This is a genomic window from Pantoea sp. BS_8 (assembly GCF_041954965.1).
Classification (GTDB): domain Bacteria; phylum Pseudomonadota; class Gammaproteobacteria; order Enterobacterales; family Enterobacteriaceae; genus Pantoea; species Pantoea stewartii.
Map to the genome: position 1 here is coordinate 90963 of NZ_JAVAXU010000003.1, position 12053 is coordinate 103015.

At 56.1% G+C, this 12053-nt stretch carries 11 protein-coding genes; 2 read left to right on the forward strand and 9 right to left on the reverse strand.

Features of this window, described 5'->3' with window-relative positions:
- Nucleotides 1–18: 18 nt before the first annotated feature.
- From RAC65_RS09260 to prmB, 5 genes are read right to left on the reverse strand one after another with little or no spacing between them, the layout of a single operon-like run.
- Nucleotides 19–561 carry an elongation factor P hydroxylase gene (locus RAC65_RS09260; RefSeq protein WP_039339723.1) on the reverse strand — a complete coding sequence of 181 codons (543 nt, stop codon included), beginning with the start codon at nucleotides 559–561 and terminating at the stop codon, nucleotides 19–21.
- Between the two features lie 19 nt (nucleotides 562–580).
- Complete coding sequence (locus tag RAC65_RS09265; RefSeq protein WP_006120080.1) at nucleotides 581–1384, reverse strand: sulfite exporter TauE/SafE family protein; 804 nt, start codon at nucleotides 1382–1384, stop codon at nucleotides 581–583.
- Between the two features lie 8 nt (nucleotides 1385–1392).
- Nucleotides 1393–2211, reverse strand: coding sequence for a penicillin-insensitive murein endopeptidase (gene mepA / locus RAC65_RS09270; RefSeq protein WP_375096669.1), 819 nt, complete (start codon nucleotides 2209–2211; stop codon nucleotides 1393–1395).
- 4 nt (nucleotides 2212–2215) lie between these two features.
- On the reverse strand, nucleotides 2216–3301 hold the full coding sequence (aroC, locus tag RAC65_RS09275; RefSeq protein WP_033740703.1) for a chorismate synthase: 1086 nt from the start codon (nucleotides 3299–3301) through the stop codon (nucleotides 2216–2218).
- A 46-nt stretch (nucleotides 3302–3347) separates the two neighbouring features.
- Nucleotides 3348–4280 (reverse strand): 50S ribosomal protein L3 N(5)-glutamine methyltransferase, encoded by a 933-nt coding sequence (gene prmB, locus RAC65_RS09280; RefSeq protein WP_006120083.1) that lies wholly within the window; start codon nucleotides 4278–4280, stop codon nucleotides 3348–3350.
- A 160-nt stretch (nucleotides 4281–4440) separates the two neighbouring features.
- Between prmB and smrB the strand changes: the two genes are divergently transcribed.
- Both smrB and RAC65_RS09290 read left to right on the forward strand, forming a co-directional pair.
- Nucleotides 4441–4989 (forward strand): endonuclease SmrB, encoded by a 549-nt coding sequence (gene smrB, locus RAC65_RS09285; protein WP_039339724.1) that lies wholly within the window; start codon nucleotides 4441–4443, stop codon nucleotides 4987–4989.
- A gap of 264 nt (nucleotides 4990–5253) precedes the next feature.
- Nucleotides 5254–7074, forward strand: coding sequence for a methyl-accepting chemotaxis protein (locus RAC65_RS09290; protein ID WP_375096625.1), 1821 nt, complete (start codon nucleotides 5254–5256; stop codon nucleotides 7072–7074).
- A 71-nt stretch (nucleotides 7075–7145) separates the two neighbouring features.
- Here the strand turns inward: RAC65_RS09290 and sixA are convergent, their stop codons facing one another.
- From sixA to RAC65_RS09310, 4 genes are all read right to left on the reverse strand, one after another.
- Nucleotides 7146–7628 carry a phosphohistidine phosphatase SixA gene (gene sixA, locus RAC65_RS09295; protein ID WP_006120087.1) on the reverse strand — a complete coding sequence of 161 codons (483 nt, stop codon included), beginning with the start codon at nucleotides 7626–7628 and terminating at the stop codon, nucleotides 7146–7148.
- Nucleotides 7629–7829: 201 nt separating this feature from the next.
- Nucleotides 7830–9950: a fatty acid oxidation complex subunit alpha FadJ gene (fadJ, locus tag RAC65_RS09300; protein WP_375096626.1), complete on the reverse strand. Its 2121-nt coding sequence runs from the start codon at nucleotides 9948–9950 to the stop codon at nucleotides 7830–7832.
- Nucleotides 9950–11260: an acetyl-CoA C-acyltransferase FadI gene (gene fadI / locus RAC65_RS09305; RefSeq protein ID WP_039339733.1), complete on the reverse strand. Its 1311-nt coding sequence runs from the start codon at nucleotides 11258–11260 to the stop codon at nucleotides 9950–9952. Before fadI ends, fadJ begins: the two co-directional genes overlap by 1 nt.
- Nucleotides 11261–11422: 162 nt before the next feature.
- Nucleotides 11423–11719, reverse strand: a complete 297-nt coding sequence (locus tag RAC65_RS09310) for a YfcZ/YiiS family protein (RefSeq protein ID WP_006120091.1) — start codon at nucleotides 11717–11719, stop codon at nucleotides 11423–11425.
- Nucleotides 11720–12053 lie beyond the last annotated feature (334 nt).

Consider the following 12053-nt stretch of genomic DNA (forward strand, 5'->3'; position numbering starts at 1 on the left):
TAAATAATCCCTTCTGCATTACACATCTTCCGGCCATGGAAACTGTGATGCGGTCAGAGAAGGCCTGCCATAAAATTCAGCCAGGGCTGAAATAAAGCGTGCGGGACGGGCAGGAATGCCCGACGCCAGGTAGCTCATGACCTGGGCATGAACTTTACGCTGAAAAGCAATGCGATCGGGCTCACAATCGCCATCGAGATTGTCACAACTGACATTGAAGGGAAAGCCTGCGGCAACGCAAAACATCCACTCCAGGGCCTGCGGCTTCACCTCAACCGATTCAAACTGGCTTTGCGTTTGCGCATCCCGCCCGTCCGGGCAATACCAGTAGCCAAAATCGACTAACTTGCGCCGGGCTTCACCGGCAATGCACCAGTGCGAAATTTCATGCAGCGCACTCGCGTAAAAACCATGGGCGAACACCACCCGGTTCCATGGTGATTCGCTGTCTGCAGGAAGATAAATCGGTTCATCATCGCCTTTAATTAGACGGGTCTGAAAGTCTTCGCTAAAGCAGCGGTCAAACAGCGTAATGAGCTGCGGGTAGTCATGTGTTGTCATTCAATATTCACGTAAAGTATTACAGATTCAGCGCCGCCAGCCAGGCCAGAACCTCACTGCCGTGGCTGTCCCAGAGCAATTTCATGCTCATGACCGCCGAAACGATCACCACCATCGGACGAATCAGCTTTTGCCCACGCGCCAGAACCAGCCTTGCGCCCAGTCGTGCGCCACAGACCGCGCCCAGCATCATGATCAGGCCGGTGCCCCACACCACTTTCCCGCCAAAGATAAAGAACAGCAGGCTGCCAAAATTTGAGGTGAAGTTAAGCAGTTTGGCATGCGCAGTCGCTTTCGCCAGGTTAAAGCCACACAGCGTCACAAAGCCCAGCGCATAAAACGAGCCAGCTCCCGGGCCAAAAAAACCATCATAAAAACCGATACAGCCACCGCCGATAAGGGCAAAAGGCAGCCCCCTGAGACGATGCACCCGGTCTTCCTCGCCAATGCGCGGCATTAACAAAAACCACATACCGATAGCGATCAGCAGCAGCGGCAGGATTTGCCGCAGGAAATCGGCCTGAAGATGCTGAATCAGCACCGCGCCGCCCACCGCGCCCAGAAAGGTCATGGCGATATTCAGCCGTTGCTCACGCAACGTAATGGCTCCCCGCCGTACAAAATACAGGCTGGCAGAGAAAGAGCCGCCGACCGACTGGAGTTTGTTGGTCGCCAGCGCCTGCGCCGGCGACAGCCCGGCCGCCAGAAGAGAAGGAAGCGTGAGCAGGCCACCGCCGCCCGCAATCGAATCAATAAATCCAGCCAGTAGCGCAATAAAAAATAGCAGGACAACCGCCAGCGGGCTGGCAATGAACCACTCCATGGGAACCCTTACAGTAAATGTTTATCCAGCAGCGCCTGACAGGCAGGCGGCAGCGGCGGGGGTTCACGCTTCACAGGCGCAGAACCCGGCTGCTTTGGCAGGAACCAGCTCTGCAACTCTGCCCCGCAGCCATCCCCGGGAGGCGGGGGAGCCTGCTCCTCACAATCCGGGCTGCCCTGTGGACAGCGCAAACGGACGTGCATATGGGCGCGGTGCGCGAACCAGGGCCGTACTTTATGTAACCAGCTTCGATCTGTACCCGCATCCGCGCAAAGCTGCTTTTTAATCGCCGGATTGACGAAGATGCGCGTGACATCTTCATCTTTCGCCGCCAGTTTAATCAGACTGGCGATTTCAGGCTGCCAGTGACGCGCAACGACGTTCCTGCCATCGGCGGCCACCAGATCCAGCGGCTGAGGTTTCAGTAACTGCTGTGCGCTCCAGCGGGTTTTCGGCAGTTGTAGCCAGATATCCACGTCGAGTCCGGTCTGGTGGCTGGCATGGCCGCTGCTGAAGCGTCCGCCGGCAGCCATGCCCATATCGCCAATCAGCACGTTGCCCAGTTGCAGATTGTGCGCCTGCATGGCCAGGCGCTGGATAAACAGAATCAGGTCGGGATGACCGAAATAGCGGCGCTGATCCTGACGCATGACCTGATAATCCGGTGAGTTAAGCGGCAGAGTCTGCGCGCCGACAATACAGCCGTTGGCAAAGCTGCCAATCGCATTCGGTGCACCCGCGACAGGGTGCTGAATACGCTGCCATGGCGTCGCCGCCAGGCTTGCCGCGCTGAGTAACAGCGCGCTGAGCATCAGCATCACTTTCATCAGGTTACCAACGTGGCACGGTGGAGTTGACATCGCCACACTGCGCACGCTGGCGCAGCAGATGGTCCATCAGCACAATTGCCATCATGGCTTCGGCAATCGGCACCGCACGAATGCCCACGCAGGGATCGTGACGGCCTTTCGTGATCATCTCCACTTCTTCCCCGTCACGGGTGATGGTTTTGCCTGGCACGGTAATGCTGGAGGTCGGCTTCATCGCCAGATTGGCGCTGATGGTCTGACCGCTGCTGATACCGCCGAGAATGCCGCCTGCGTGGTTACTCTGAAAACCGTTAGCCCGAATTTCATCGCGATGCTGACTGCCGCGCTGATTCACCACGGCAAAGCCGTCGCCAATTTCAACGCCCTTCACGGCGTTAATGCTCATCAGCGCATGCGCGAGATCCGCATCCAGGCGATCAAAGACCGGTTCACCCAGGCCCGGTGGGACATTTTCCGCCATGACCGTGACTTTGGCACCGACAGAATCGCCCTCTTTTTTCAGCGCGCGCATCAGTTCATCCAGCGCCTCAAGCTTATCGGCGTCCGGGCAGAAGAACGGATTCTCTTCAACGATGGTCCAGTCTTTAAGTTCACAGGCCACGTCGCCGATCTGCGCCAGATAGCCCCGCACCACGATCCCGTGCTGCATGTGCAGGTATTTTTTGGCGATGGCGCCCGCCGCCACGCGCATCGCCGTCTCACGTGCCGATGAACGGCCACCGCCGCGATAGTCGCGCGTACCGTATTTTTGTTCGTAGGTGTAATCCGCATGGCCGGGTCGGAACAGATCTTTAATGGCGCCGTAATCCTGCGAACGTTGATCGGTGTTCTCAATCAGCAGGCCAATCGAGGTCCCTGTGGTGACACCTTCAAACACACCTGACAGAATTTTGACCTGATCCGGTTCACGGCGCTGCGTCGTATAACGCGAAGTGCCCGGACGGCGGCGGTCCAGATCGTGCTGGATATCGGCTTCGGTCAACGGAATGCCGGGCGGCACGCCATCAACAATACATCCCAGAGCAATGCCGTGAGATTCGCCAAAGGTGGTGACGCGAAAGAACTGTCCGATGCTGTTTCCGGCCATTGAGATTCCTTGTTACGGTTTGACGGGCGAACGCTCGCCCCTCTTTTTAGTCTTTATAGAATGAGAAATGGTGCTGTGCATCAACGATTTGCTGACGGGTGAGCATAAAGACACCGTCACCACCGTTGTTAAACTCCAGCCAGGTGAAAGGCACATCGGGATACTGCTCCATCATGTGCACCATACTGTTGCCGACTTCGCAAATCAGCACGCCGTTTTCGCTCAGGTAACCCGGCGCACAGGCCAGAATACGGCGGACCAGCTTCAGACCATCGCTTCCGGCCGCCAGACCCAGCTCAGGCTCATGGTGATATTCGCCCGGCAGATCGTCCATATCTTCGGCATCCACATAGGGCGGATTGGTCACGATCAGATCGTATTGCACAGGCGGCAATTCGCGGAACAGATCGGCGCGAATCGGCGTGACATGGTGGATCAAACCATGCTCTTCGATATTTTGTTCCGCCACCGCCAGCGCATCGTGGGAGATATCCACCGCGTCAACTTCGGCGTCCGGGAAGGCGTAAGCACAGGCGATGGCAATACAGCCGCTTCCGGTGCACATGTCCAGAATATGACGCGGCTTTTCAGGAATTAAGCCGGCAAAACGGTTTTCAATCAGCTCCCCAATCGGCGAACGGGGAACCAGAACGCGTTCATCGACATAGAATTCATGGCCGCAGAACCAGGCTTTATTAGTCAGATAGGCAACCGGGATGCGTTCGTTAACGCGACGAATGACGCGTTCGACAATGCGATGACGTTCACTGGCGGTCAGGCGGGCATTGCGCATGTCTTCCGGAATATCAAGCGGTAACCAAAGCGTGGGCAGAACCAGCTGGACGGCTTCGTCCCAGGGATTATCTGTGCCGTGTCCGTACCAGATGCCAGCCGCGGTAAAGCGGCTGACCGACCAGCGCAGCATATCCTGAATGGTGTGCAGTTCGTTCACTGCCTCATCGACGAAAATTTTGTCCACATAGCCCTCCGCAGGCCTTTAACTAAATCGGCCGATAGTTTGCCACGAAGCCGAGCAGAATTCAGCGCAGCAAGGTGAAAAAGCTGACAATTAATGACAGTAAACGGTAAGGTAATGGCTTCTGCTGTTAATCAGCCACCTCAGACATGATTCACGACCCATGCGTAAAAAACCGACCCTGAGCCAGGATGATCAAGCGCTGTTCCGTCAGTTAATGACCGGCACGCGAGAACTGAAACAAGATACTATCGTGCATAAGCCGGTGGTCAAAACCCGCGACGTGCCGGTTAAACGCCTGCTGTCTGAGCAAGCGGACAACAGCCATTATTTTTCCGATGAGTTCCAGCCGCTGCTGTCCACAGAAGGGGCGACGCGCTATGTCCGTGCGGACGTAAGCCATTTCGAGCTGAAAAAGCTGCGTCGGGGCGATTACACGCCAGAAATTTTTCTCGATCTGCATGGACTCACACAAATGCAGGCTAAACAGGAACTGGGCGCGTTGATTGCCGCCTGCCGTCGCGAACACCTTTTTTGTGCCAGCGTGATGACCGGACATGGTAAACATATTTTAAAGCAACAAACGCCGCTGTGGCTGGCCCAGCATCCCTGGGTAATGGCGTTTCATCAGGCACCCAAAATGTTTGGTGGCGACGCCGCGCTGCTGGTCCTGATTGAAGTCGAAGAGTGGCAACCGCCAGAGCTGCCTTGATATTCCTGCCCTGAGACGTCTTTTTCACCCCGCCGTTTCTTCCCCCCTTTGCCGGGGGAAATCGGTTTAACCGACGCCCGCTTTCTTTCACTTTTGCGCCTGTTTTTGGTCCTCTGTTCTGCCCGTTTTTGTTCAGACTGACGCAGACTATTTGCTTATGTAATTATTTATACTGAATACAATTTACTCGCTGCCGATAACGTCTAAGCATTTAGGCACATTACGTTTGATTATTTCGGCACATTGACCAAGGGAACTTTTTGAATGAGCGGGTTAAGTCATTTTTTTGAGAATTTGAAAGTGGGCAAAAAGCTGATGCTCGGTTTTGGACTGATTTTACTTTTGAGTCTGGCCGTAGCGATATGCGGGATTAAAAATCTGAACGACATCAGCGTCCGGGCCGAAAAGCTCAGGGAGCTGAAAAGCGTTAATGACCGGTTTTCACAGGCCAAAGATGCCCGACTGCAGTTCGTGAAAACGCATGATGAAAAATTCATCGACGTTAACGAAAATCTGCTGAAAGAGGTGGATCAGAATCTGAAAAACCTGGGCGTTTTTCACTGGGATGACAGTCAGCAGGCGATGATTACGGCGATGCCGTCCGCTATTGCCACTTACCGGCAGAAACGCGCCGATACGGTACAGGCTGTCCGTAATGGGGCACAGGCGCTTCAGAACCTGTCCGTGGCGGATGAGATGCGGGCTATCAGCCAACTGGCCGCAAGCAACAGCAGTGACCCGCAGACGAGCGCGGCGTTACAGGAAATCAATAAACACCTGGGCGGCGTGGCGGTACGTGTCAAACTCTTTGGCCTTGAGCACAAAGAAGAAGATCGCAACGCCCTGAGCAACTTCCTGTCGGAAACCGTGCAGCTGATGGCTCAGGTCAAACCGCGCCTTAACGCCGCAGACAGTGCTGCGCTTGAAAAAGTCAGCGCACAGCTTGAGACCAAACAGGGCGATATCAATGCGCTGATGGCGTCGGTGGCGGCTGGTGACGCAGCCACTGTGCAACTGGCGGCTGCGGGCAAAATCCTGACCGACATGAGCAACGCCTTGTTTACCCAACAGTTAGATGCGACCAATCACGACGCGAATCAGGCCGTCTGGCTGATGACGGTGATTATCATCGCCGCTATCGTAGCAGGCATTCTTATCGCCCTGTTTATTACCCGCCAGTTGACGCGTCCTCTCGCTGAACTGCTGCACGTCGCTAATCAAATGGCGCGTGGCAACCTCAGCACCGTGCTGAAATCGTCCCGTCGGGATGAGCTGGGCGAACTGATGCATGCAGTCGGTGAAATGAGCGATGAGCTGCGTCGCATTATCAGCGGTATCCGCAGTGGCGTGACCAGCGTCAGTCAGGCTTCAGCGGAGATTGCCTCCGGCAATAATGATCTGTCAGCCCGCACAGAAAGCCAGGCCGCCGCCCTTGCGCAGACCGCAGCCAGCATGGAGCAACTGACCGCAACGGTTAAGCAGAACGCAGACAACATTCATCATTCCAGTCGACTGGCGCAGCAAACCTTCGACACCGCCAGCCGCGGTGGGCAGCTGGTTACGGATGTGGTCAGCACCATGAATGAGATCACCACCAGCTCTGGCAAAATCTCAGAAATCACCTCCGTGATAAACAGTATCGCGTTTCAGACTAATATCCTGGCACTCAATGCCGCCGTAGAAGCGGCACGGGCCGGAGAACAAGGTCGGGGCTTTGCCGTGGTAGCCAGCGAAGTGCGTAATCTGGCACAACGCAGTGCGCAGGCGGCGAAGGAGATTGAAGCGCTGATTCATGATTCTGTGGCGCGTATTAATGCCGGTTCGCAACTGGTGAGTCAGACGGGGAACACCATGGGGGAGATCGTCAACTCGGTCAGTAACGTGACGGATCTGTTGAACGAAATTTCTCATGCGTCGGAAGAGCAGAATCGCGGCATTGCGCAGGTAGGCGTCGCGATTATTGAGATGGATAACGTGACGCAGCAGAACGCCGCGCTGGTGGAGCAGTCGTCCGCTGCCGCCAGTGCGCTGCACGATCAGGCGCAAACGCTGGCAGGATCGGTGTCGCGTTTTGTGATTGCGTAACGTGTGGAAAGAAAACGGGTGAAGTGAGTCAAACGTTTTCAGTGTCGGGCCAGAGGATGGCCCGACAGCGTTTACATCGCTTTTGCCAGTTTTTTAGGACTGACCTGCCAGAGCAGCTTGCCCTGGCTTTCCGCCGGGTCAAAATCCACGCAGGCAATGGCCGAAGTAGCGAACATCGGTGGCGTTTCCTGAGGACACAGCTCCGACACCAGATAACCGACCAGCGGCAGGTGAGAGATCACCAGCACCGATTTCACCCCTTCATTTGCCAGCGTCTGCAAATAGCAGCCCACCAGCCCCGGATCGCCGCCAGGCGTTAACTCCGGCAGGATATCCGCCCCGTCTGGTAAGGGCAGCGCCTCACGAACTGTCGCGAGCGTTTGTTGCGCACGCAGATAAGGGCTGACCAGGACACGTTCAATGTCAACAGCCTGATCTTTTAACCAGTTCGCCATCTGGCGTGATTCATCACATCCACAAAGCGTTAAGGGCCGGACTGAATCACTGGCAGCGTCGAGCGCCGCATCGCCGTGACGCATGATAAAAACTTGCATAAAGCACCGCTGTTGTTTGTCGACATCGCCTGACACCTTCGCGTCAGGCGCTTCATTCTGCGAATGAACGTCGTGTTTTACCCTAATGGCTTCAGTATAGTCAACCGGTTGTTTATTAAATAAGCACCTGCCCGATTACGGCGTCGCATCATGATGGTGCGACACACGACTAACCCCCTGAATCAGGATGGATATTCATATTTATGGAGAAGTGTAAAACTTTGTCTGCTGTTGCGCTGCCCGCTGCAGTCTTTCACAAGGTGCAAAGCGGTCACCATATTGCTGCTCAAGCCGCGTTAATCTGTTGACGATTTCCCCAGCACCAAGGCGATCAATATAGTGAAATGGCCCGCCCAGAAACGGGGGAAAGCCAATACCAAACACCGCACCAATATCACCGTCACGGGGCGAGCGGATAACCTGCTCATCCAGACAGCGCACCGCCTCATTTAACATCATCATCACGCAGCGCTCTGCGATGTGTGCCCCACTCTGCACGCTTGCGGGTTTAATCTGCAATACGTCGTACACGGTGGGATCCGGCTTTTTACGTTGCAAACGTGACGATTCATACAGATAGAACCCCTTATGATTTTTTCGCCCTTTGCGTCCGTCGTTGATCACGGCCGCCAGAGCAGGCGGTGCCGCAAACCGTTCACCGTAAGCCTGCTGCAACCCGGGCGAGATTTTACTGCCGACATCGATGCCCACCTCATCCAGCAGTTGAACCGGCCCAACCGGAAAGCCAAACGTCACCAGTGCGCGGTCAATATGTTCAACAGGTTCGCCCTCCAGCAGACAGCGCATCGCTTCGTTGATGTAGGGCGTCAGAATACGGTTGACGTAAAAGCCCGGTCTGTCAGCGACCACAATCGGCGTTTTGCCCTGTTTCCGTGCCAGCGTGACGGTGCTGGCGAGCGTTTCAGGCGAGGTCGCCGCATGCGGGATAACTTCAACCAGCGGCATTTTCTCCACCGGACTGAAGTAGTGCAGGCCAATAATATTCTCAGGACGCGCGGCCTTCGCCGCAATGTCGGCAATCGGGAGGGAAGAGGTATTGGACGCAAAAATCGTCTGGGGCTGACAGTGCGTTTCCACCTCTGCCACCATTTGCTGTTTCAGCGCCAGATCTTCAAACACCGCCTCGATGACGATGTCACGTTGGGTAAACCCCTGATAGTCGGTACCGCCGCTGATGCGCGCCATCTGCTGCTGGCGCTGCGCCGGGGTGAGCTGACGACGCTGCACTTTTTTACTCAGCAGCGCCCAACTGGTCTGCAGCGCATGATTAATGCCGTTCAGGCTGATGTCTTTGATGCGCACGGGCAGACCGGCATGAATTGCGCTGACGCAGGCAATGCCGCCGCCCATCAACCCGCCGCCCAGCACACCAACACGTTCGACTGGCCGGGGCTGCGCCTCAGTTCCGTTCTCTTTTTTCAGCGCGGTGGAGGCAAAAAACAGGCTGCGTAGCGCCGCCGATTCCGGCGTCATGGCCAGCTCGCCAAAGGCGCGCGCCTCGGCGGCATAACCTGCCTGACTGCTTTGCTCAAGCCCAATGCGCACCACATCGATGATACGTTGCGCGGCCGGATAGTTCCCCTGGGTTTTGCGTTCCGTTTCCCGCCTGACCAGCGCAAACAACGCCTGGCGGGCGATCGGCCCCTGCAGCAGACGGTCGCGCAGCGGAAGCGGTGCGCGGCGGCGTTTGCCTTTTTTAACGCTTTCGATAGCGGTATCCAGCAGGATCGCCTGCGGCACCGCGTCATCGACAATCCCCAGCTTCTTCGCCTGTTTCGCGCGCAGGCTTTTCCCCGTCAGGATGAGAGGTAAAGCCTTTTGCACGCCAATCAGATGCGGCAGACGCTGCGTGCCACCCGAACCGGGCAGTAATCCCAGTTGCACTTCCGGCAGTCCCAGACGGGTTTTATCATCCAGCGTACAGATGCGTGAATGACAGGCCAGCGCCAGCTCAAGACCGCCGCCTAAGCAGGCCCCGTGAATGGCGGCCACCACGGGAAACGGTAAGGCGGCAATCGCGGCCATTACCTCCTGCCCTTGCCTTGCCAGAGCTTCGGCTTCATCCGCACGCTGACAGCGATCAATCATGCTGATATCGGCACCTGCTACAAAGTTGTCAGGCTTGCCGGAAATCAGTACCAGCCCGAGCAGCTGCGGATGCTGGCGTGCCTCGCTAATCAGGCTGGCAATCTGGACCGCAAATTCCGCCTTCAGCGTATTCATTTTTTCATTGGGCACATCAATGGTGATCACGCCAACATGATCGTCCCGCATCTGCAAAGTAAACGCGCGCTGTTCCATTATTCGGCCTCCAGAACCATGGCTGCACCTAATCCTCCGGCGGCACAGGCCGTGACCAGTCCCAGCCCGCCTCCGCGCCGACGCAATTCATTTAAGGTCTGCGTGATCATGCGCGCGCCGGTCGCCGCAAAAGGATGACCATAGGCGATGGAGCCGCCCAGGACGTTAAAACGTGCATCGTCGATTTCACCCAGCGCGTGCGAGCGGTTTAATACCTCGCGGGCAAAACGTTCGTCACGAAACAGCTTGATATTACTCAAGGTCTGCGCCGCGAACGCTTCATGCATATCAATAAGCGTCAGATCAGCCAGCGTGATGCCAGCACGATCAAGCGCCAGCGGCGAGGCGTAAGCGGGCCCAAGCAGCATGTCCTGCCAGACATCAATGGCGGTAAAGGCGTAGCTGCGCAGATAGCCCAGCGGCTGTAATCCCAGCGCTTTGGCCTGGCCTTCACGCATCAATATCACCGCCGCCGCCCCGTCCGTTAACGGCGTGCTGTTGGCTGCCGTTACCGTGCCGTGCTGGCGATCAAACGCCGGACGTAAACGGGCATAGTCAGCCGCTTTCGCATCCATTCGCACGTTATTATCCTGGTCTATGGGGGCCTTGAAGGGCGGGACGAAGGCGGCCATGACTTCCTGATTCAGCACGCCCGACTGCCAGGCCTGTGCTGCGCGCAGATGCGAACGCAGAGCCAGCGCATCCTGTTCTTCCCGGCTGATGCCGTGCGTTTTCGCCATCTGTTCTGCGGTATCGCCCATGCGTAATCCTGTGGAGTATTCGGCCACGGCAGGCGGCACCGGTAACAGATCGCCGGGACGCAGGCGGCGCAGAATCTGAAACTTTTGGGAAAGGCTTTTTGCTTTGTTCATATCCACCAGCGCACGAGCCAGCGTTTTACTGACGCCAATCGGCAGGACGGAAGAGGAATCCGCGCCGCCCGCAATACCGACCGAAATCGTGCCTGCCAGCAGGCTTTCCGTGACGTTAGCCACCGCCTGGAAGCTGGTCGCACAGGCTCGGCTGACGCTGTACGCATCGGTACTGACGCTGAGACCACTGCTCAGCACAATTTCCCGCGCGATGTTGGGAGCCTCTGGCATCTGCACCACCTGACCAAACACCAGTTGCTCAATCATCCCGACCGGTAACTCACTCCGGGCCACCATTTCGCTGACCACCATCCGGCCCAGCTCTACGGCGGGAATGCCATGAAATCCTGTCGCCTGACGGAGAAAAGGCGTACGTAATCCGTGAGTGATAGCGATGCGCTCGCCCGTACGCGTCAACAGTGACTGCGCTTTGCTCATTGTATCCACCTGTGCATCGTGACCGGGGCATCATTGCCAAAAGAGGTCTGACCTGATCCACAGTGTTAACCACAAGCGGCTACGCCGCCAACATCAGGAAGAGAAAAGTGAGATGAGAAACACGAAAATGACAAACGCCGCCGGGCAGCGGCGTTAAGCGGTTCAGCGTAAACCTAACTGAAAAATCAGGGTTTCTGCCTGACAGCTAAAAGTAAAAGCAACATCAAGCCGCACGCCGCCCGTCTCTTCTGTGAATCGCGCATCTATGACACAGGGATCGGACTCGACCTGACGCGCCCTTTCGCTCAGTTCAGCCAGTTTGCTGTCGGCTTCCGCGCGCTGGCCAAACCACGCTGACCAACTGGCGGTACAATCGGTGTTGTCCATTACGGTACCGACATCCACACAACAGCATGCCGCCGTTTCGGTCGCGCGACATTTTTTCAGAGCATCCGTCATGGTAATCTCCTGGTTTCACAACTAAAGGGAAAAGCCTTCGCTGCGAAAAATTCTACGCTTTGGATTTCTCCCCCGCTATGCACGCGACGCTAAGTGACGAATATCACAATATAATTTGATCTGAATCAGTTTTGCGCCTGCTGCCTGCCTCGTTTCCCGCAGAGAAGTGTTAAGCAGATCGAATTTTCATCTATCAAATTGGAAATAATTTAAAAACAATATTGCAACATGTGTACAGGTCGGACCTATACTCTCCGCACTGGTCTGATATGTCCGACCGTCATCAGTCCATACAATCCGCCGTTCCTTGTTACACGACGTCACAACGTTAAAT